The sequence below is a fragment of the Methylobacterium sp. SD274 genome, assembly GCF_017355285.1.
Lineage (GTDB): Bacteria > Pseudomonadota > Alphaproteobacteria > Rhizobiales > Beijerinckiaceae > Methylobacterium.
Genome location: NZ_JADIJP010000017.1, coordinates 17,370 through 38,631, shown reverse-complemented (window position 1 = coordinate 38,631; position 21,262 = coordinate 17,370). Strand labels below are relative to the sequence as shown.

Sequence of the window (21,262 nt, the reverse complement as noted above, 5' to 3'; positions counted from 1 at the left end):
GCTCGCGGCCTCAGCGCCGAGGTGCCACTCCATCGATGGCAAGCCGAAGATGCATGGGGCCGCGCAAGGCAGCGCCCGAGCGATAGGGAGGCGGATCGTCGATCAGACGCGGATGGACGAGGCGTTGCGCCAGCGCCACCAGGGCCGCCTCGGCCTCGAACCGGGCGAGCGGCGCGCCCGCGCAATAATGGAGTCCGCCGCCGAAGCCGAAATGACGGATATCGGGGCGATCCGGATCGAACCGGTCCGGATCGCGGAACACCGCCGGGTCGCGATTTCCGGAGGCGAGGAGGAGGACGATGTCGGCGCCCTCCGGGATGGTGGTGCCGGCGATGTCGATGGCGCTCAATGCCCGCCTTGTCCGGAAATGCACCGGTGGGTCGTAGCGCAGCATCTCTTCGATCAGACGCGGCGCGAGGTCCGGCTCGCCGGCGAGCCGCGCGAGGATATCGGGGTGGCGCACCAGAGCCAGCGTGCTGTTGGCGATGAGGTTCACGGTGGTTTCGTGCCCGGCCACCAGCAGCAGGATGGCGCTGGCGATGAGGTCGACTTCGCCCATCCCCGGTTCGCCGCCTGGCCCGGAACCGGCACTCAGGCCCGACAGCATGTCGTCTTGCGGATGTCGGCGCTTTTCCTTGATGAGGCCACGCATGTAGGTGGAGATCTCGTCGAAGGTGGTGATGTTCTTCGCTCGTGCCTCTTCGTTGCCGAGGTTGTCCGGTTCGAGGGCCGAGGCGAGCTGCGTCGCCCAGCCGTGGAATTGCGGCTCGTCCTCCGGCGGCACGCCGAGCATTTCGCAGATCACCGTGACGGGAAGCGGATAGGCGAGGTCGCAGACGAGGTCGAAGCTCGTCGCATCGCTCTGCTTGTCCAGGAGGTCGGCCACGAGGTCATGCGAGCGCCCGCGCATGGCATGAACGCGCTGATGGGTGAATTGCCCTATCACGGCCATCCGCAGCCTGTCGTGGTCCGGCGGATCGCGGAAGATGAAGGGGCGATGGGTGTTGGTGAGGTGGTCCTTGACCGGGTTGACGATCCAGTCCGAGAACGGATTACCGGTCCGGGGGCGCTCGCTCGGCGGCAGGGTCTCCGAACTGATCCGCGGATCGTGCAGGAGACTCGTGATCGCCGTATGGGTCGAGACCACATAGATGCCGTCGTCCTGGCGCGAGACGGGCGTCTCGCGCAGTCGGGCATAGAGCGGATAGGGATCGGCCCGGTTCGCCTCGTCCTTGACCGCCTCGAACAGCTGTCCGGTCTTCATGGCGATGTCCGTTTCTCGGGAAAGCCCGGCGACAGCACCGTCAGATTGTGTTCGTCGGTTCCGCCGCAGATGGGAGGGAATGGTGCGCGGGCGGCGATCTGCTCGGCATAGGCGGGAAGCCACCGGGCGGAATCGAACGACACGGCTGCGATGCAGCGGCCTTTCGCGCCGTAGACGACGACGAAGCGGCCCTCCTTCGGGCTCCCCTGCGCGAAGACCATGGAATCCGCCCCTTCGGTGAGGCCGACCGACTTGATCGTGATCCCGCCCTGGGACGACCAGAAGGCGGGCATCTCGGCATAGTCCGTCTCATTGGCTTCGCCCGCGAGAAGGCGCCCGGCGTGCTCGCCCTGCGCCACGGCGTGTCCCCAATGTTCGAGGGCGACGGGACGTCCGTCAAAGAGCGGATGGGGGAACCGCGCCACGTCGCCGGCCGCGGCGATGGCCCTGTCAGGACGCCCCTCGGTGTCGAGGGCGTAGCCGGTCTCGTTGCAGACGACGCCGCCCGGCCCGGCATCGAGTCCCGATCCGCTCAGCCATTCGGTGTTGCGCACGGCGCCCAACGCCACCACCACGAGGTCGGTTTCGACTACATTGCCGTCCTCGAGAATAGCCCGGACCACCCGGCCTGCCTCATTGCCTTCGAGCCGCGCGACCTTGGTCCGGCTGCGCAGGTCGACGCCGAGAGCTCGGTGCAGGGCAGCGACGATCTCGCCCACCGGCTGCCCGAGAATCCGGGCGAGGGGCGCCGGCCCCGGATCGATCAGCGTGACGGCGCGGTCGAGGGCCCGGCAGGATGCCGCGACCTCGCAGCCGATGAAACCCGCGCCGATGATGAGGACGCGCTTGGGGCCGGCGGCGAGCGCCTGACGCAGGGCGGCGGCATCGTCGCGCCCGCGCAGGGTATGGACCCCGGCAAGGCCTGCCTCGGTCGGGTTCGGCCATGATCGTGCGCGCGAACCGGTGGCGATGAGAAGCCGGTCATACGACAAGGTCGTACCGTCGGCGAGGCGGACCTCGCGCGCCTGCCTGTCGAGACCGGTGGCGGCGACGCCGAGCCGCCAATCGGCATTGAGGGCGTGGAGGTTCGGCAGGACCGTCGCTTCGGGCGCCACCTCGCCCGTAAGAGCGGATTTGGAGAGCGGCGGCCGGTCGTAGGGGCGATGCGGCTCATCGCCGACAAGGGTGAGGCGGCCGGCAAAGCCCGCGCGGCGCAGGGCCTCGGCCCCGCGCAGGCCCGCCAGGGACGCGCCGACCACCACCGTATGTCCCCCGGTGTTCTTCCTTTCGGCGTCCATGCCCCTCATCGGCCCTGTCGCTCCGGATCCTCGACGCGGATCGCTTGGACCGGGCAGGACACCCGAGCACGCTCGATGGCGAGACGGGCGGAGGAAGAGGGAGCGGGGTCGTAGAACAAAGCCTCTCGCCCATGCAGCACGAAATGCCCCGGCGCCGCGTAGCAGCATTGAGCATAGGCTTGGCAACGGTTGAGATCGACGGTGACGCGCAAGGGTGGCGTCGCGTCGGGTGGCAAGGAAGAATCTGGCATGAGGCTCGCTGCAGGAATCACCCGACAAGGTTTCCGGCGAGCCGAGGTTCCGTCGCGAGCGCAAAGGTCGCGCGAGCGCTTCACGATTCGACGTCGGTCCCGAGCTTCCGGTGCATCACCAGGGCATCGACCAATCCGAGGGTCGGATGCCGGAACGCGTCGGGCAGGCGCGCAAGTTCCGAGAAGCCGAGGCTCTTCCACAGGGCTACCGCGCGGGTATTGCTGGCGACGACGAAGTTGAACTGCATTGCCAGGAAGCCCTGCCGGGCGGCATCGTCGATAGCGTGTCGTCCCATGGCGCGGGCGATGCCGCGGCCGACCGCGTCGGGATGCGTCATGAAACCGGCATTAGCCACATGGGCCCCACCACCCAGCTGGTTCGCCTTGAGCATGAAGGTACCGAGCACCCTGCCCTCGTCCACGGCGACGAAGACCTGGTTTGCCGGGGCGAACCAATAGTCCAGCATGGCCTTGCGGGATCCGTCACGCGGAAGCGCATAGGTCTCGCCCACCCGGATCACCGGCTCGAGGATGGACCAGATCGCATCGGAATCGTCGGGTTCGGCGGCACGAATAAGAAGGGACGTCATCGTTCGATCCGGGCTAATGCCACTCCGATTCTTCCCCAACCGGGAAGTTTGATCGCCGGGCGGCGCAGGTCGAGTCCTGCGACGAGGCCGAGCAGGTTGATCTCGACCCCCTCGACCCAGCCGACAGTGATACCGGCATAGCCGCCGACGGTCAGCCTGATTCCGGTGCCGCTCGGCGTGCGCTCGACGATGCGTCCGGGAGGCGCCCAATCCTTCCCCAGCGCCGTCGGCGGAAGAGTGACCTGCGGCTCCGGCAGGCGGGCCAGCACATGCGCCGCGAAGCTGTTCGAGTTCGGGCCTGGCCAAGCCCGGTAGGTTCCGAGCGCCCGGTAGGGGTAGTCGGCCACGGCCGCGCGGATCGCCGGGATGGCGCGGGCGGCATCGTCCCCGTCGAGGGCGAGAATGGTTTGCGGATCGTTGCCGAACCAGCGGCCGTCTGCGGCCCAGCCATCCGTGCGGACCGGCATCCCCCAGCCGACCACGTCGTAGCGGGTGTAGCGGGCGGCACCGGCCGGTTTCACCACGATCCAGCTGTGATGGGCAAAGATCCCGCGCCAGCGCCCGACACGCGCCGCATAGACCCTGACGAGGGCCGGATCGCTCGCTTTGGGCGGGCGCAACAGCCCGGCGCTCGACCAGTCGGCCACTGCCCAATCCGCTGCGCCGCCGCCCCGCGCCGTCCACCACAGCGCATGGGTGCCGAGCGGCAGAAGGAACAGAGCGAGCAGAAGCAGGCCGAGCATTCGGAAGGTGGTGCCAAGGAGGGAGAGGGAGATCACAAGCAAGGATGTTTGCCTGCGCCGAGCCTCCCGCAAGCGCCGCCTTCGTCGCAGCGGCATCTGCCGTTGATGCAGTTCGGCAACAGGCGGGGCTCCAACCGTCCATCAGCGCCCTCCCCCCCTTGCGGAAATAGACGCCCTCGCGGATGAAACATTATAACATAATTCTTGAGGGGCGTGATGCGGACGAGACGATCAAGGATCTGGCTGGCCGGGACGATGCTATCCGGCGCGGGCCTGACATCTGGCGCGATGGTCGCTCCCGTAGCGGCCCAGCAGGCCGAGGCGACGCTCTCCGAACTCAGCGTAACCTCCGCGAGCCCGATCCTTCCCGCCCCCGGCCCTTCCGCCGTGGGTGGGTTTCCCACCGGCGTGCTGCCGGTCGTCGGCGACAGCTTTTCCCCCGTCACGGTGGTGACCCGCTCCGAGATTCAGCGCAACCAGCCCCGCACCCTCGGCGACGCCCTATCCGACCGCCCCGGTATCTCGTCCTCGACCTATGCGCCGGGCGCGGCTTCGCGGCCGATCATTCGCGGCCTCGACAATGCGCGGGTGCGAATTCAGGAGAACGGAATCGTCAATGGCGGCGTATCCGATCTCGGCGAGGACCATGCGGTGCCGGTCAACCCGCTCACCGCCGATCGAATCGAGGTGATCCGGGGCCCGGCGACCCTGCGCTACGGCTCGGGAGCTATCGGCGGCGTGGTCTCGTCCGAGAATAACCAGGTGCCGACCTTCATTCCGGCCCGGGGTGTCTCCGGCCAGGTCACCACCGGCTATTCCAGTGTCGATAACGGTCGGCTCGGCGCGGCGAGCGTCGATGCCGGGGCCAACGGCATCGCGGTCCATGCCGACGGGTTCAAGACGGCAACCGATTCCTACGCGATTCCCGGCGGCATCCAGCGCAATTCGGCCACCGAGACGCAGGGCGGCTCCATCGGAATCTCGGCGATCGGCGATCGCGGCTTCCTCGGCGTGTCGTTCAGCCATTACGAGGCGATGTACCAGATCCCCGGTGGCGAGTCGGAAGAGACCCGCTCAAGTCTGAACCCGAAGCAGGACCGGGTGCTCGCACGTGGCGAGTACCGACCGCTCCAAGGGCCGTTCGAGGTTCTGCGGTTCTGGGCCGGCGGCTCGGTCTACCGCCACGAAGAGATCGGTCTGGCGCATCACGACCATGAGCATGAGCACGACCATGAGGAGGTGGCCGGCCCCGAGGGCGTGCAGGCCATCTTCAAGAACCGCGAGGTCGAGGCCAGGTTCGAGGCGCAGCACGTACCGGTCGTCACCGCGCTCGGCACCCTGACCGGCGCGGTCGGCGTGCAGACCAGCCGGCGAGTCCTCAATTCGCAGCTCGAGAGCTTCCTGCCGCCCACGGAATCGCGCTCCCTGGCCGCCTATCTGTTCGAGGAACTCGTAGTGGGGGGCGGCCTGCGCTTCCAGGCAGCCGGCCGGATCGGGAACGACCGGCTCAACAGCATCGCCACGCTGTTCCCGACCGACTATCTGCCCGGCGGCATCGATCCGTCGAGCTACGCACTGACCCGCCGCTTCGCCCCCAAGAGTCTGAGCTTCGGCGCTCTGCAGGACCTCCCCTACGGGTTCGTGGCGAGCATCAACGGCTCCTATGTCGAGCGCGCGCCCACCAGCTACGAGCTGTTCTCGCAGGGACCGCACCACGCCTCCGCGACCTTCGAGATCGGTGATCCGACCCTGAAGCTGGAACGCGCCCGCACGATGGAGCTCAGTCTGCGCCGGGCCGAAGGCCCCCTGCGTCTCGACGCGACCGGATATGTCACGCGCTATACCGGCTTCATCTACCGCCGGGATACGGGCAACCGCTGCGATGACGATTTCGCCTCTTGCGGCAGCGGCGACGAATTGCGCCAGATCGTCTACTCCCAGGCCAACACGACCTTCTACGGCGCCGAGATCGGCGCCCAGCTCGACATCGTTCCCGTTGGCGACGGCTGGGCCGGGATCGAGGCGCAATACGATTTCGTACGGGCGCAGTTCGACGACGGTTCCTACGTTCCGCGCATTCCTCCCCATCGTCTGGGTGGTGGCGCCTTCCTACGGGCGAATGGCTGGTTCGGCCGTGTGAACCTCCTTCACGCCTTCGACCATACGGAGATCGCGCCGTTCGAGACGCTGACCCGGGGCTGGAACGACCTGCGCGCCGAACTGGCCTACACGCAGTCCCTCGACCCGGCGATCTACGGTGCCACCGAGGTCACGGTGGGGCTCCAGGGGCGCAACCTCCTCGACGACGATATCCGCAATTCCGCGTCGTTCAAGAAGGACGAGATCCTGCTGCCAGGTCGCAACGTTCGGCTGTTCCTGACGGCCCGGTTCTGAAGCCGGACCCCTCCTCGAAACGGGCCGCACCGGCCCGTTTCGGGACCGATGAGACCGAAGTCGGACAGTTAGCTGCCCGCGGCGTGGCAAACCGTGCTATAAGGTGAGCAACCCCGCACGAACCCGTGCCCTGGGCAACTCCATGAGGCCCAAGTGGCGAATGCGTTTAAAAGTGGTGCGTCCCAGTCGCGCACCACCAACGATTTCAACGAACGGGCCAAGCAGCTCTCCGAGCGTCTCGGCGCTATCGAGAAGCCGGCGCAGATGAAGCGCGGCAACGCCCCGCGCCGCTCGTTCAAGGCCGGCCCCCGCCCCGAGGCCGATACCGAGCCGAAGGGCGAGGTCGAGACGACCTCCGAGAAAGACGAAGGCGAAGCTGAGGGCGAGGCTTAAACTTCGGCCTCCTGTCGCTAGTCCTGATGCGGCATTGAACCGGCGCGCCGAATCTCGCGTTCCGAGCATCTGTTCAATGCCTGTCATCGTGCTCCATTCTCGGCGCGTGTGCCGCGAAGAAACGCGAAGGGCCCGGAGCGCCGCAGCGGATGCGAAATCCGGTACGACGTTCCGAGCCCTTGTCTCATCCAGCGTCCGGCGCCCCCCGGAGCGACGAGGCTAACCCTTCCCCGGGAAGGGCTTCCTCTGTGGGTGTCAGCGGCGAGCCTTGGCCTTGCGAGCCGCGTAGCGCGCATCGCGCTGGGCCTTCTTCTCGGCGAGTTCGATCGCCTTGCGTTCGGCGGCGAGACGCGTCTCTTCCTCTTCGCGGGCGATCTGTGCGGCGAGTTCCGCCTCCTCGCGGGCGCGCTTCTCTTCAGCGGCCTTCTTTTCGGCCGCGATGCGGGCGGCTTCGCGTTCGCGAGCCCTCTCGTCCCGGGCGCGGGCAACCGCTGCGCGGGCCTGGGCCTTGGCAACCATTTCCGGGTCATCCGCCGGAGGGCGGGCCTTGAATTTTTCCAGCAGCATCTGCTTGGCGCTGGCGGAGTTCTTACGGCGGTCGTCGAAATTCCTGTAGTCGAAGGCGCTCATCTGACCTTTCTCGGGTGGTGCGTCTCGGCCCGTTCCGCGAGCGGAAGCGCGCGGCGCTGAGCCTTGCTGTGAATCATCGGAAGACGGGATCGAATCGAAAAGCCCAATGCCTCACGATTCGGCCGGAATCAACAGAAGCCGCCCATGACAGGGCGGCTTCCTACGCATGTGTTGAACGAAGGCCTCACTGAACGACCCTCGCCCTTAGCGGTTCAGGCCGCCTGAAGGTTGCCGGCGGACTGCTTGCCGGTGCGACGGTCGTTCTCGATCTCGTAGGACAGCTTCTGCCCCTCGATGAGATTGCGCATGCCGGCACGTTCCACGGCCGAGATATGGACGAACACGTCCTTGCCGCCGTCATCAGGCTGAATGAAGCCGTAGCCCTTGGTCTCGTTGAACCATTTCACGGTACCCGTGCTCATGGTGATGTCCTTCTCGTCGTCGGGAGGAACGCGATTGCAGTCTTCGCGCCCTCGTCTCGAATTGTGTGGGGAGGGGCCTCTCGGGCCGCAGAAAACGACGTGCGGCCGACAGGGCGCAGGGTTTCGGAGATGCGATGAGATCGAAGCGACAGACCGCAGCAGTTCTGCAATGACTGCTGGGCGTGCGACCCGGATTGAACCGGCGGGGGATCGTGGAAGACAAGGTCCGATAGGTGAAAGTTAGGGTGCCTGCGATGTTCAGACAAGGCTCCCGGCCGTTCCGGGTTCCCGTCGAGATGCGCGATTTCCATCCTTCCCCGGAGCCGACTGAGCGAAGGGCTGCGGCACCGGCCGAGATTGCCCTCGTGGGTGGTGCGGTCTAGGCTTGCCACTCTGCGACATGAGGCGAGGAACGACCTTAACGACCCGGTGAGGGGTCGTCACGGAAGGTTGACCGGCATCGAAGCGGGGGCGGGATGACGGAATCGACGGCTGACGGACGAACCTTTGCGGGCATGCCGTTGCAAGGGGCGAGAGCGAACCGGTCCGAATCACGGGCGGGCCGTGTTTCGTGACGTCGAACACGCGTGACCTAAAGGGCAGAGGCCTGAAACACGGCTGCGCGGGCGTGGCCATGGCCGTCCTCGGCGGCGTGTCGATGAGCACCTTAGCCGCCTCCCCCGCCATCGCCTTCGACCTGTTCGGCATGTTCGGTTCCGAAGAAGAGCCGCCGGCACCGAGCGGCGAGACGCTGCCCTATTCGGTGAAGTTTCAGGGGCTCGAGGATGACGACGTGCTGCAGGCTCTGCAGGACACCTCCACGCTCTATCGCCTTCGCCAGGACGCTCCGCCCGACGGCGAGGGCATCGTGCGGCGTGCGGAGGCGGACCTTCGCCGCCTGTCAGACGTGCTCTCCGGCTACGGCTATTACCAGGGCAAGGTCGCCATCCGCATCGATGGCGTCGAACTGACGGGCGAGGCCTCGGTGGCGGCTGCGGCGCGTGCCGCCGAGGGCGGCCGGAACCGGGCCTTGGTGCCCGTGAAGATCGTCGTCGATGCCGGACCGCTCTATAAGCTCCGCACGGTGACGGCTTCCGACCCCCGCGGCAACGATTTCCCGTCCGAGGTGCTGCCTGAGCGTTTCACCCGGGTGGGCGACGACGTCCCCGCCCGCTCGGCCACCGTGCTCGCCCGCGAGGCGAAGATCGTCGACCGCTTCCGGGCGCTGGGCCATCCCTTCGCCAAGGCGGTTTCGCGCGATCCTGTGGTGGATGACGAGGCCCACGTCATGGATGTGCGCTTCACCATCGATCCCGGGCCGATCGCGGGGCTGGGCGAGGTCGTCGTGCGCGGTACCACCGGCATCGACCCGGCGGTGGTGCGCTCCTTCATCTATAGCGAGCCGGGCGATCCCTATTCACCCAAGGCCGTGGCCGACATTCGCCGGTCCGTCGCCAAGGTGGAGGCCCTGGGTTCCGTCCGGGTACGCGAGGGCGAGGCGCTCGACGCGCAGGGCAACCTGCCGATCTTCGTCGACGTGACCGAGCGCGACCGTAACCTGATCGGGGTCGCGGCCCGCTTCTCCACGGTCGATGGCCCGGGCATCCGTGCCTATTATGCCAACCGCAACCTGTTCGGCGGCGGCGAGACCCTGCGGCTCGACGCCGACATCTACTATCTCGGCAACGACCTCTACGCTGCGCAGCGCAAGGCCGCCGGGATCGATTCGAACGGGCTGGGCGGCAGGGTCTCCGCGACCTTCGTCAAGCCGGCTCTATGGGGCACGCGCAACGATCTCGTGGCCAATGTCTTCGCGGGCCGCGAGGCCCAGCAATCCTACGTCTCGGACGCGGCCGGCGGTACGATCGGCATCCGGCACCGGTTCTCCGACACGTTCTACGCGCAGATCGGCGTCGACGGTCAGGCCGGTCGCTCGCAGGACGCGCTGGGCAAGGTCGATTACCGCCTCGTCGGCGTGCCACTCTCCGTTGCCTACGATTCCACCGACAACCTGCTCGATCCGACGCAGGGGTTCCGTGCCACCGCCTCGGTGACACCCTATGCCGGCTTCCTCGGCTCGGATCCGTCGATCTTCGTCGCCAAGGCACAGGGCTCGACCTACTACGCCCTCGACGACGAGGCCCGCTACATCCTCGCCGGCCGCGTCGGATTCGGCTCCATCTCGGGCGCGAGCCTGGAGGACATCCCGGCCAATATCCGCTTCTTCGCCGGCGGTGGCGGCTCGGTGCGTGGCTTCCCCTATCGGACCTTGGGCCCACGCGGGCCGTTCAACCTGCCGGTCGGTGGGCGTAGCCTGCTCGAAGCTTCGGTGGAGGCGCGGGTCAAGATCACCGACACGATCGGGATCGTGCCGTTCTTCGACGCCGGCACAGCCTTCGAGGGCAGCCTGCCCGATTTCGAGGAGCGCATCCGCTACGCGGCGGGCCTCGGTCTTCGCTATTATACCGGCATCGGCCCGATCCGCGTCGACGTGGCGTTCCCCCTCGACCGCATCAAGGGGAACCGCGAACGTCCCGTGGCCCTGTACATCAGCCTGGGGCAGTCGTTCTGATGGAATTTTTCGGACGGGTTATGGTTCGGTGCGCATCGACCCTCCCCCCTCTACGGGGGAGGGTGCCTGCGGAGCAGGCGGGAGAGGGACCGACCTCTCCGGACATGGCGCTCCCCTCTCCCGACCCGCTTCGCAGGCCGCCCTCCCCCGCAAGGGGGGGAGGGAGAACGCGCGTCATCGTGGCGATCGTCTCTCTGACCGTCTGCATCGCCGTTCCCGCGACCTACACCCGCGCCGACGACGGCGAGAAGACCGTGCTCGGCGGGCTCCTGTCGAAGGCTTTGTCCACGCCGGGCTCCCAGGTGTCCATCGGCGCGGTGGACGGGGCGCTCTCGTCGAACGCCACGATCCGCGACGTGGTGATCAGCGATCGCAACGGTCCCTGGCTGAAGCTCGACAAGGCACGCCTGGTCTGGAGCCGCCTCGCCCTCCTCTCCGGCCGGCTGCAGGTAGACAGCCTGGAGATCGGCCGCCTCGAAGTGCTGCGCCGTCCCCTCCCCGCCCCGGTCTCGGCGACGCCGGAGCCCGATGGCTCGCTGCTTCCCGAGTTGCCCGTGAAGGTGGAGATCACCGCCTTCAAGCTCGCCGAGCTCGTCCTCGGCGAGACCGTCGCCGGTCAGCCGGCACGCCTGTCCGCCGAGGGGAAGGCCAAGCTCGGCGCCCCGTCCGAAGGGCTCGACCTCGACCTGTCCGTGCGCCGCCTCGACGCCACCGGGCAGTTCGTCGCCCGCCTGCTCTTCGTGCCCAAGGGCGAGAAGCTCGAGGTGAAGACCACCCTGGTGGAGGCCGCCGGTGGCCTCCTCTCCAAATTCGCCAATCTCCCCGGCGAGCCGCCGATCAACCTCGATCTCGACGGGCGCGGCACCCTCGATGCCTGGAACGCCCAGCTCGATTTCGATGCCGGCCCCGATCTCGGCGCCAAGGGCACGGCCCGCATCGCCCGGGCCGGCGCCGATCGCTCCCTCACCCTCGACCTCTCCTCGCGGATCGAGGGGCTGCTGCCCGGCCCGGCGGCGGCGATCTTCTCCGGCACCACCAAGCTCGACGGCGCCCTGCGCTTTGCCGATAACGGCGCGTTCGGCATCGACCGCCTCGCCCTCGCTTCCCGCACCGCCCGCCTCGACGCGTCGGGCGGCCTCACGCCCGAGCGGGTCGCCGACTTCACCATCTCGGCCCGCGCCGTCCCCACCGATGGCAGCGTCACCAAGGCGGCCAATGCCGAGCTCGACACCCTCGTCTTCGACGGGACCGTGAAGGGGCCGATCGCGCGGCCACGGGTGAACGGCGACCTCAAGGCGGCGGGCCTGCGCGCGGACGGCAACGTCCTCGAGCGGATCACCGCCAGCCTCGCCATGGAACCCACGGGCGGCGATCCCAGCGCCACCCGCTTCGCGCTCCGTGCGGATGCCAATGTGGAGGGGTTGAAGCTAGCCGACCCGGCCCTGCGCCGGGCGGTCGGATCGCGCGGTGCCTTCAGCTTCCGAGGCACGCTGCAGCCCGATGGCGTGGTCGATGTGGCGGCGTTCGATCTCGACGCGCCCACCGCCACGCTCTCCTATGCCGGCCGCGTCGGCCAGAACACGCTCACGGGCACGCTGAAGGCGGGCCTCGCCGATCTCTCGGCGTTCTCCGATGTCGCCGACCGGACCCTGGCCGGCAGCGTCGTCGTTAAGGCGAACTTGAGCGGGGACCCCGCCCGCAAGGCCGTGACCGCCGATGTGGATGCGACGACACAGGGGCTCGTCCTCGGCCTGCCGGCCCTCGACCGGCTCCTGGGCCGCGAGCCGCATTTCTCAGGCAGGCTTTCCCAGGTTTTCGATGGGTACAGCTTCGATGGTGTGAAGCTCGACGGCGCCGAGATGGTGGCCCGGCTGGAGGGCAAGGCCACGGCGCGTCTCGCCGACGCCAAGCTCCTAGTGGACGTGAAAAGCCTCTCCGCCCTCGATCCGCGCCTTGCCGGCCGCGCCCTCCTCGACGGGCGGCTCTCCGGAACCCTGGAGAAACCGGACCTCACCGCCACCCTCACCGCTGCCGACGGACGGGCGCTCGGCCGCCCGATCCGGGACGTGCGCGTAGCCGCGGCGCTCAAGGACCTCACCGGGGCGCTCGATGGAACGGTGGCGCTGGGCGGCGAGATCGGCGGCAAGACCCTGCGCGGGGACGTGCATCTCGCCCGCACGGGCGCAGATTGGTCTCTCGACCGGCTTGCGGTGAATCTCGGGTCGGCCACCCTCGCCGGCAAGGCGGCCGTCGATGCGGCGACCCTCCTCACGCAGGGCAGCGTCACGCTCTCGGCCGCCAATCTCGACGACCTGTCGCCGCTCGCCCTCACGCCGCTGGCCGGAAGCCTCGACGCGACCGTCGCCCTCTCGCGCGATGGGGGACGCCAGGACGCGTCGGTGAAGGCCAAGGGCGCCTCCCTGCGCTCGGGTGAGATCGGCCTCGCGCAGCTCGACGCCGACCTCGCCGGCCGCGATCTCCTCGCCCATCCCGTCGTGGACGGGCGGGTCAATGCCGACCGGGTCATCGCCGCCGGCGAGTCCATCGACACCGTGCGCCTCCTGGCCGTGGGGTCGCCCAGTGCCAGCGACATCACCCTCACCGCCAAGGCGCGAGGTTTCGATCTCGACGGGGCTGCCCGGCTGGTTCCGGCCGAGGCCACGCGGATCGAGCTGTCGCGCTTCTCCGCGTCACGCGGCAAGGACCGCCTGGCGCTGGCTGGTCCCGCCACGATCACCCTCGACCGGGGCTCGGCCGTCATCGACGGTCTCGTCATCGCCGCCGGTACCGGGCGGGTCAGCCTCGCCGGCCGCGCCGGATCGAATCTCGACCTGAAACTCGGCATCCGGGCGCTGCCGTTGGCTCTTGCCCGCATTGCCTCGCCGAGCCTCGCCCTCACCGGTACCCTCGACGGGGACGCCGATATCCACGGCACGGCCGCGCGGCCGGAAGGGCATTATGCCCTGTCGGTGGCGAAGGTCGTGACACCGGAGACGCGCAAGGCCGGCCTGCCGCCCATCGACGCCAAGGCGAGTGGCACACTGGGCGACGGCCGTGCCGGGATCGAGGGCCGGGTCTCGGCCGGTCGCGGCGCCGAGCTGACCCTTGCCGGCTTCCTGCCCGTCTCGGCGGGCGGACCCATCGCGCTGAAACTGCGCGGTACCCTCGACGCGGCCATGGCCAACAGCCTGCTCAGCGTCGGCGGCCAGCGGGTGGGCGGCCGGATCGCCCTCGACGGGGGCGTCTCGGGCACGCTCGACGCGCCTCGTGCCGAGGGTGCCGCCACCCTCTCCGGCGGCAGCTTCACCGATCCGCTCCAGGGCATCGCCCTCAAGCAGATCGAGGGCCGCGTCACCGGGCGGGGCGATACCCTCGCTGTCGAGCGTCTCACCGCCCAGACCCGGAACGGCGGCGGCCTTCAGGCCAGCGGGCGCGTGGCCCTGGACCCGAATGGCGGGTTCCCCGGCACGTTCAAGATCACTGCCGAGCGGGCCGAGCTCGTCTCAAGCCCCATCGTCACCGCCACCGCGAGCCTCAACCTCGCCCTGAGCGGTCCTTTGGCGCGGACGCCGAAAGTGTCGGGACGGGTCGACCTCGTCTCCGTCGATGTGACGGTCCCCGATCGGCTGCCCGCGACCGTGCAGCCCCTGCCCGGCGTGCGCCGGGTCAATACGCCCGCCGACGTACGGGTGCGCCTCGATGCGAAGGCCGACCGCAAGGCGAAGGTCGCCGCATTGGGCAAGCGCAGGAAGGCGCCCCCGCCCTTCGACGCCACGCTGGACGTAGCCGTCCATGCGCCGAACCGCATCTTCGTGCGTGGGCGCGGAATCGACGCGGAACTCGGCGGTGACCTGCGCCTCACCGGCACCTCGCGCGACCCCGTGGCGGTGGGTGATTTCGCCATGCGCCGCGGCCGTCTCAGCATCATCGGCCAGCGCCTCGATTTCACCCGCGGCCGCCTGGCCTTCAACGGCGAGCTCGCGATTCCCGATCTCGACTTCCAGGCCGAGACCAAGGCCGCCGAGGTCACCGCCCGCGTGGCCGTGAGCGGCCCCGCCAACCAGCCCGACTTCATCCTGACCTCCGACCCGTCCCTGCCGCAGGACGAGGTGCTGTCGCGGCTGCTGTTCAAGAAGGCGGCCGGGGGACTCTCGCCCTTCCAGGCGTTGCAGCTCGCCCAGGCCGTGTCGCAGCTCTCCGGCGGGGCCGGCGGCCCGGACGTGTTCGAACAGGCCCGCAAGGGGCTCGGCCTCGACAGCCTGGACGTTTCCACCGGAGCCAGCGGCGGTCCGGCCCTGGGTGCCTCGCGCTATCTCAGCGACCGTCTGAGCGTCGGCGTCAAGGCGGGCGCCAAGCCTCAGGATACCGCCGCCACCGTGGATTACGACGTGACCCGTCGCATCAAGATCCAGGGCGAGGCCGGCAGCGACGGCCGCACGGCCGTGGGGGTGGGAGCCGAATGGGAATATTGATGGGGTCGGAGCGAATGACCGGCACCGGAGCGGCCTCGAAGACGTTATCGGCCGGCAGGACTCTCAGGGCCACGGCCACCTGACGGCTGACATAGCCTGCGGCGCCGAGCGGAGAGTGCCCGCCACATCGGGAAGGGACACGCCGAATGATGGGCTGGTTTCGGGCCTTGATGCCGCGGGAGGATCGCTTCTTCGACCTGTTCGAGCGCCATTCTCAGACCCTCGTCGCGGGAGCGGAGGCGCTCCAGGGTGTCCTGAAGGGCGGCGACGGCGTGCCGGGCTATTGCCAGGTGATCGTTGATCGCGAGCACGAGGCGGACGCGATCACCGCCGAGGTTCTGCTCGCGGTCCGGCGCAGCTTCATTACCCCGTTCGACCGCGGCGACATCAAGGACCTGATCCAGTCGATGGACGACGCCATCGACCAGATGAACAAGACCGTGAAGACCATCGCCCTCTACGAGATCCGCTCCTTCGAGCCTCTGATGCGCGAGATGGGCGACACCGTGCTCGAGGCGGCGCGTCTCACGGCCGAGACGATCCCCCTGCTCAACGCCGTCGGCACCCATGCGGGACGCATCAACACCCTCACGGAGCGCATCACCCGCGTCGAGGGCCGCTCGGACGAGTTGCAGGAGCGTGGCCTCAAGGCCCTCTACCGGGCCCATCGCAAGGATGGCGGTGACGGCGACACCATGGCCTACATCATCGGCGCCGAGATCTACGGGCACCTGGAGGATGTGGTCGACCGGTTCGAGGATGTCGCCAACGAGATCAGCGGCATCGTGATCGAGAACGTGTGACGGGCATGGACGCCGCCTCCCTCGCGCTGCCGGCGCTGGCCGGCCTCATCGCCGTCGCCCTGTTCTTCGACTTCCTCAACGGCCTGCACGACGCGGCCAATTCCATCGCCACCATCGTCTCGACGCGGGTGCTGCGCCCGCAATACGCGGTGCTCTGGGCGGCGTTCTTCAACTTCATCGCCTTCCTGTTCTTCGGCCTCCATGTGGCCCAGACCCTGGGGACAGGGATCGTCGATGCCGGGATCGTCGATCCGCGCGTCATCCTGAGCGCGCTGGTCGGCGCCATCGCCTGGAACATCGCCACCTGGGTGCTCGGCATTCCGTCGAGTTCTTCGCACGCCCTGGTGGGTGGCCTCGTCGGGGCGGGCATCACCAAGGCGGGTCTCGGTGTGGTGGTCTGGTCCGGCCTGTCGAAGACGATCGCCGCCATCGTGCTCTCGCCGCTTATCGGATTCCTCCTCGCCCTCCTCCTCGTGCTGATCGTGTCCTGGACCTGCCGGCGCGCCACGCCCTTCGCGGTCGACCGGAGCTTCCGGCTCCTGCAATTCGTCTCGGCCTCGCTCTATTCCCTCGGACATGGCGGCAACGACGCCCAGAAGACCATGGGGATCATCGCTGTGCTGCTCTACTCGCAGGGGCATCTGGGGAGCAGCTTCCACGTGCCGCTCTGGGTGGTCCTGGCCTGCCAATCGGCCATGGCGCTCGGGACCCTCTTCGGCGGCTGGCGCATCGTCCACACGATGGGTTCGAAGATCACCCGCCTGAATCCGATGCAGGGCTTCTGCGCCGAGACGGGTGGCGCCATCACCCTGTTCCTGGCGACCTGGGTCGGTGTCCCGGTCTCGACCACGCACACCATCACCGGCGCCATCGTCGGCGTGGGCGCAGCCCGCCGGACCTCGGCGGTCCGTTGGGGCATCGCTGGGAACATCGTCGTCGCCTGGGTCCTGACCCTGCCCGCCGCCGCCCTCATCGCCGCATGCTGCTACGTCCTGACGGGCTGGCTCGGCTGAGCGATCTTGCCCGGCTCGCCTGGAGCCATGATGCCGCGAACCTCCGCGCGAGACCCTTCTACTCGTGGTCGAGGGAAATCAGGCACGCCTCACACTACCGCTGCTGCGCCGATATTGGTGGTCAGTTGTGATGCTCGCGAATACTGAAATAAGTTTCGCGGTAAGGGTTTCGCGAATTGGACGTAACAATACATGTTTTGTCGTTATTCAAGTCATCGGTGGGGCGGGTAGAGTTTTTATTTACATAAATTTGAATACACGATCGTTAAGGCGGGGCGAATATAAATCAAATATCGATGAACTATATTTCATACAAGTAGTTATAAAATATTAAATAAGACTCTTTATTCGGTTATTATCATTGTATCGTTGGGGGAGTATAAGTCATGCGATTGTCGATCAAGGCCGTACTGATCGGCTTGTTCAGCATCGTCGTTTCGATTTCGGCAGCGCAGGGCTTGGTGGCCCTATACAAGCTTCAGGACATCGGCACGAAGATTGCCGTTCTGGTCGACAATGCCGTGCCGTCGGTGACTCAGGCCGACAAGATCAATCGTCTGGTGCTCCGGGTCCGCACGTCCCAGCTGCGCTACCTGACCGCTCCCAACAGCACCATCGAGCAGGCCGATCTCAAGCTCGCGAACGAAATGATGCTGGAGCGCAATAAGTCCATCGAAGACTACAAGTCCCTGATCACCGAAGCGGAAGAAAAGGCGATCTATGAGGATCTGATCGCCAAGATGGAGATTCTGAAGGCCGATTGGGGAAAGCTCCGCTCCATGCGCGAGAGCGACAGAGAGCAGGCGCTGAGCTTCTTCCGCGAAGGCAACCACGCGAATTATCGGGCGGTCGCCGACGCGGCCACCCGTCTGGTGGAGATCAATGTGGCGGCGGCCAACGCCGCCGGAGAGGCGGCGCGCAGCCAGCAGGCCGAAGCGATCCGGATCTCGATCATCATGCTCACGGTTTGCATCGTGATGGCCGTCTCGGCCATGATCTTCTCGTTCCTCGGCGTTGCCCGCCCGATCGAGCGCATGACCCAGGCCATGCGTCACATCGCCGGCGGTGACGAGACGACCGCCGTTCCCTCCATGGGCCGCCGCGACGAGATCGGCGAGATGGCCCAGGCGGTGGAAGTGTTCCGGACCAACCTGATCCGCACGCGTCAGCTCGAAGAGGACACGGTCCTCGCTCGGGCTTCCGCCGAGGAGCAGCGCCGTGCTGGAATGCGCAAGATGGCCGAGGATTTCGAGACGGCCGTCGGCGGCATTATCGGCATGGTCTCCTCCTCCGCCACCGAGCTTCAGGCCACGGCGCAGGCCATGACGGTGACGGCGACGCAGACCGCGTCGCAATCCACCACCGTGGCCGCTGCAGCCGAGGAGGCCGCCGTCAACGTGAACACCGTCGCTGCCGCCGCCGAGGAACTCGGCACGTCCGTGCAGGAAATCGGCCGACAGGTCTCGAGCTCCGCCACTCTCGCACAATCCGCCGTCACGGAGGCCGACATCACGGCCGGCCTCGTGCAGGAACTCAGCGGCGCCGTGAGCCGGATCGGGGATGTGGTGAGCCTGATCTCGACCATCGCCAGCCAGACCAACCTGCTCGCCCTCAACGCCACCATCGAGGCCGCGCGCGCCGGTGAAGCGGGCCGGGGCTTCGCGGTGGTCGCCGCCGAGGTGAAGGAACTGGCCAACCAGACGGCCCGCGCCACGGATGAGATCTCCCAGCAGATCGGCCACATCCAGGGCGCTACCGGCCAGGCGGTCTCGGCCATCGGTTCGATCACGATGCGGATCCGGGACATCAATGCCGTGGCGACTGCCATCGCGGCGGCGGTCGAGCAGCAGAGCGCGGCGACGCAGGAGATCGTGCGCAACGTCTCGCAGGCCTCGGCCGGTACCAACGAGGTGACGAGCAACATTGCCGGCGTGGCCAGTGCTGCCGAAGAGACCGGAGCCGCCGCGAGCCAGGTGCTCGGCGCCGCTGGCGAACTCTCTCAGCAATCCGAACATCTCACCGGAGAAGTGCACCGCTTCCTCGCCACGGTGCGGGCCGCCTGACCCGATTCCACCGCGCGGACCTACAAACGGGTCGGGCTCGCGGGAGCCTGACCCGTTCTCATGTCGACCGTCCGGGTTCACCCCCGGTGGGCGAAACCCTCACCGTCCGTCGGTCACCCTCTGTCCCGTCTCGCCGTAGCCGAGCCGGGCTCCCTGGCGGTTGACGCTTCCGAAGCGCAGGACGGCCTGTTCGAGGTAGTCGATCGCATCGATGAGGGCATCCCGCGCGGCCCCGACCGCCTCCTCGCCGTCCTCGTCCGGTGTCTCGGCGAAATTGACGGCGGCGATGAGAACCCGGTCGCGTTCCTCTTCGATCCGGCGGTCGCGCTCCACATGTCCACGCACATCGGCATCGAAGGCCTCGATCACCGCCCAGGGCAGTGCGTCCTTCGACGACGATCCGTCGAAGGCGCGGGCCTTGCGCCGGGCCTGTGCCGCCGCCGCCCTGACGATGTCAGCGAGTTTGGCATCCATGGTCGGTCTCCTGGGGTGATCGGGTTCGAGGCGCTTTCGTTACCGTGCATCCCCTCGCCCCGCCCGCGGTGAGAGGGGGAAACCAGCCGCTCAGCTCCTCAGCCCCGGTGCCTCCTGGCCGGTGCGCGCGACGTATTCGGTGTAGCCGCCGCCATATTGATGGATGCCGTCGGCGGTGAGTTCGAGGACGCGGTTCGACAGGGCGGCGAGGAAGTGCCGGTCGTGGCTCACGAACAGCATCGTGCCCTCGTAGTTCGCCAGCGCGGTGATGAGCATCTCCTTGGTGCCCATGTCGAGGTGGTTGGTCGGCTCGTCGAGGACGAGGAAGTTCGGCGGGTCGAACAGCATCTTGGCCATGACCAGCCGGGCCTTCTCGCCGCCCGAGAGCACGCGGCAGCGCTTCTCGACATCGTCGCCCGAGAAGCCGAAGCAGCCGGCCAGCGCCCGCAGGCTCCCCTGGCCCGCCTGCGGGAACGAGCGCTCCAGGTCCTGGAACACGGTGAGCTCGCCGTCGAGGAGGTCCATGGCGTGCTGGGCGAAGTAGCCGAGCTTGACGCTTCCCCCCACGGCGATGCTGCCGTCGTCGGGCGGGGTCGAGCCGGTCACGAGCTTGAGCAGGGTCGACTTGCCGGCGCCGTTGATGCCCATGACGCACCAGCGCTCCCGGCGGCGGATCGAGAAGTCGAGTCCTTCGTAGATGGTGCGGCTGCCGTAGCGTTTGTGCACGTTCTTGATGATGACGACATCGTCACCGGAGCGCGGCGCCGGCTGGAACTCGAACGCCACCGATTGCCTGCGCTTGGGGGGCTCCACCCGCTCGATCTTGTCGAGCTTCTTCACCCGGCTCTGCACCTGTGCGGCGTGGGAGGCCCGCGCCTTGAAGCGCTCGATGAACTTGATCTCCTTGGCGAGCATCGCCTGCTGGCGCTCGAACTGAGCCTGCTGGTGCGTCTCGTTCAGGGCCCGCTGCTGCTCGTAGAAGCCGTAGTCGCCGGAATAGGTGGTGAGTGTGCCGCCGTCGATCTCGATGACCTTGGAGACGATGCGATTCATGAACTCGCGGTCGTGCGAGGTCATCAGCAGGGCGCCCTCGAAGTTCTTCAGGAACGCCTCGAGCCAGATCAGGCTCTCGATGTCGAGATGGTTCGATGGCTCGTCGAGGAGCATCACGTCCGGGTTCATCAGGAGGATGCGGGCCAAAGCCACGCGCATCTTCCAGCCGCCCGAGAGCTTGCCGACATCGCCGTCCATCATCTCCTGGGAGAAGCTCAGCCCCGCCAGCACCTCGTAGGCTCGGCCTTCGAGGGCGTAGCCGTCGAGCTCCTCGAACCGGGCCTGGACCTCGCCGTAGCGCTCCACGAGGGCATCCATCTCGTCCATCCGGTCCGGATCGGCGAGGCCGGCCTCGATCTGCTTCAGTTCTGTGGCGACCACGCTCACCGGGCCGGCCCCGTCCATCACGGCGGAGACGACGGAGCAGCCCGACATCTCGCCGACATCCTGGCTGAAATAGCCGATGGTGATGCCCCGATCGGTGGCGACCTGGCCCTCGTCGGGCTCCTCCTCGCCGGTGATCATCCGGAACAGGGTGGTCTTGCCGGCGCCGTTCGGCCCCACGAGGCCGACCTTCTCGCCCTTCTGGAGAGCGGCCGACGCCTCGATGAAGACGATCTGCCGTCCGTTCTGCTTGCCGATTTTCTCGAGGCGGATCATGCGCGCATCGTTGTCCTGAGATCTGTCCCGCGGCCTTACGGCATGGCGCGCGGAAGCGGAAGGCGGGGTACCACGGGCACGATCCGGGAGGCACGGCTTCGCTGTCGCGGATGGGTGCCCCGGCCGGACCCGAGCCCAGATGCCGCGAGGGCCTTGCTTGGACAGCG

Annotated in this window: 16 protein-coding genes; 7 read left to right on the top strand and 9 right to left on the bottom strand. The window is 67.7% G+C overall.

From position 1 onward, the window contains the following. Positions 1 to 10: 10 nt before the first annotated feature. The 5 genes from IPV08_RS15275 to IPV08_RS15255 form a co-directional block, all read right to left on the bottom strand. A complete protein-coding gene (locus tag IPV08_RS15275) occupies positions 11 to 1,264 on the bottom strand; it encodes a cytochrome P450 (protein WP_207412471.1) in 1,254 nt (417 codons plus the stop codon). Next, positions 1,261 to 2,562, bottom strand: a complete 1,302-nt coding sequence (locus IPV08_RS15270; protein ID WP_207412470.1) for an FAD-dependent oxidoreductase — start codon at positions 2,560 to 2,562, stop codon at positions 1,261 to 1,263. The genes IPV08_RS15275 and IPV08_RS15270 overlap by 4 nt, the downstream gene beginning before the upstream one ends. Positions 2,563 to 2,567: 5 nt before the next feature. After that, the gene (locus tag IPV08_RS15265) at positions 2,568 to 2,813 is read right to left on the bottom strand and encodes a ferredoxin (RefSeq protein WP_200919226.1); all 246 of its coding nucleotides are present in this window, start codon (positions 2,811 to 2,813) and stop codon (positions 2,568 to 2,570) included. 80 nt (positions 2,814 to 2,893) lie between these two features. After that, positions 2,894 to 3,403 (bottom strand): GNAT family N-acetyltransferase, encoded by a 510-nt coding sequence (locus tag IPV08_RS15260; RefSeq protein ID WP_207412469.1) that lies wholly within the window; start codon positions 3,401 to 3,403, stop codon positions 2,894 to 2,896. Next, positions 3,400 to 4,146 (bottom strand): DUF3750 domain-containing protein, encoded by a 747-nt coding sequence (locus IPV08_RS15255; RefSeq protein ID WP_207412514.1) that lies wholly within the window; start codon positions 4,144 to 4,146, stop codon positions 3,400 to 3,402. The genes IPV08_RS15260 and IPV08_RS15255 overlap by 4 nt, the downstream gene beginning before the upstream one ends. Before the next feature lie 288 nt (positions 4,147 to 4,434). Here IPV08_RS15255 and IPV08_RS15250 point away from each other — a divergent pair, with 288 nt between their 5' ends. Both IPV08_RS15250 and IPV08_RS15245 read left to right on the top strand, forming a co-directional pair. Beyond that, positions 4,435 to 6,540 carry a TonB-dependent receptor gene (locus IPV08_RS15250; protein ID WP_246747974.1) on the top strand — a complete coding sequence of 702 codons (2,106 nt, stop codon included), beginning with the start codon at positions 4,435 to 4,437 and terminating at the stop codon, positions 6,538 to 6,540. Positions 6,541 to 6,693: 153 nt separating this feature from the next. Beyond that, positions 6,694 to 6,933 carry a hypothetical protein gene (locus IPV08_RS15245; protein ID WP_056433863.1) on the top strand — a complete coding sequence of 80 codons (240 nt, stop codon included), beginning with the start codon at positions 6,694 to 6,696 and terminating at the stop codon, positions 6,931 to 6,933. 255 nt (positions 6,934 to 7,188) lie between these two features. On the opposite strand, the gene IPV08_RS15240 is transcribed toward IPV08_RS15245, so the two are convergent. After that, positions 7,189 to 7,563, bottom strand: a complete 375-nt coding sequence (locus IPV08_RS15240; protein ID WP_056433860.1) for a DUF6481 family protein — start codon at positions 7,561 to 7,563, stop codon at positions 7,189 to 7,191. 212 nt (positions 7,564 to 7,775) lie between these two features. Beyond that, positions 7,776 to 7,985, bottom strand: coding sequence for a cold-shock protein (locus IPV08_RS15235; protein ID WP_018043862.1), 210 nt, complete (start codon positions 7,983 to 7,985; stop codon positions 7,776 to 7,778). A 658-nt stretch (positions 7,986 to 8,643) separates the two neighbouring features. On the opposite strand from IPV08_RS15235, the gene IPV08_RS15230 reads away from it, so the two are divergent. From IPV08_RS15230 to IPV08_RS15210, 5 genes are all read left to right on the top strand, one after another. After that, the gene (locus IPV08_RS15230) at positions 8,644 to 10,557 is read left to right on the top strand and encodes an autotransporter assembly complex family protein (RefSeq protein WP_246747973.1); all 1,914 of its coding nucleotides are present in this window, start codon (positions 8,644 to 8,646) and stop codon (positions 10,555 to 10,557) included. Between the two features lie 179 nt (positions 10,558 to 10,736). Then, positions 10,737 to 15,029, top strand: a complete 4,293-nt coding sequence (locus IPV08_RS15225; RefSeq protein WP_207412467.1) for a translocation/assembly module TamB domain-containing protein — start codon at positions 10,737 to 10,739, stop codon at positions 15,027 to 15,029. Between the two features lie 146 nt (positions 15,030 to 15,175). After that, a complete protein-coding gene (locus IPV08_RS15220) occupies positions 15,176 to 15,832 on the top strand; it encodes a DUF47 domain-containing protein (RefSeq protein ID WP_207412466.1) in 657 nt (218 codons plus the stop codon). A gap of 5 nt (positions 15,833 to 15,837) precedes the next feature. Continuing rightward, positions 15,838 to 16,845, top strand: a complete 1,008-nt coding sequence (locus tag IPV08_RS15215; protein ID WP_207412465.1) for an inorganic phosphate transporter — start codon at positions 15,838 to 15,840, stop codon at positions 16,843 to 16,845. 386 nt (positions 16,846 to 17,231) lie between these two features. Then, positions 17,232 to 18,908 carry a methyl-accepting chemotaxis protein gene (locus IPV08_RS15210; protein WP_207412464.1) on the top strand — a complete coding sequence of 559 codons (1,677 nt, stop codon included), beginning with the start codon at positions 17,232 to 17,234 and terminating at the stop codon, positions 18,906 to 18,908. A 99-nt stretch (positions 18,909 to 19,007) separates the two neighbouring features. Here the strand turns inward: IPV08_RS15210 and IPV08_RS15205 are convergent, their stop codons facing one another. Then, on the bottom strand, positions 19,008 to 19,382 hold the full coding sequence (locus IPV08_RS15205) for a hypothetical protein (RefSeq protein ID WP_207412463.1): 375 nt from the start codon (positions 19,380 to 19,382) through the stop codon (positions 19,008 to 19,010). A 90-nt stretch (positions 19,383 to 19,472) separates the two neighbouring features. Then, a complete protein-coding gene (locus tag IPV08_RS15200; protein ID WP_207412462.1) occupies positions 19,473 to 21,095 on the bottom strand; it encodes an ABC-F family ATP-binding cassette domain-containing protein in 1,623 nt (540 codons plus the stop codon). Positions 21,096 to 21,262 lie beyond the last annotated feature (167 nt).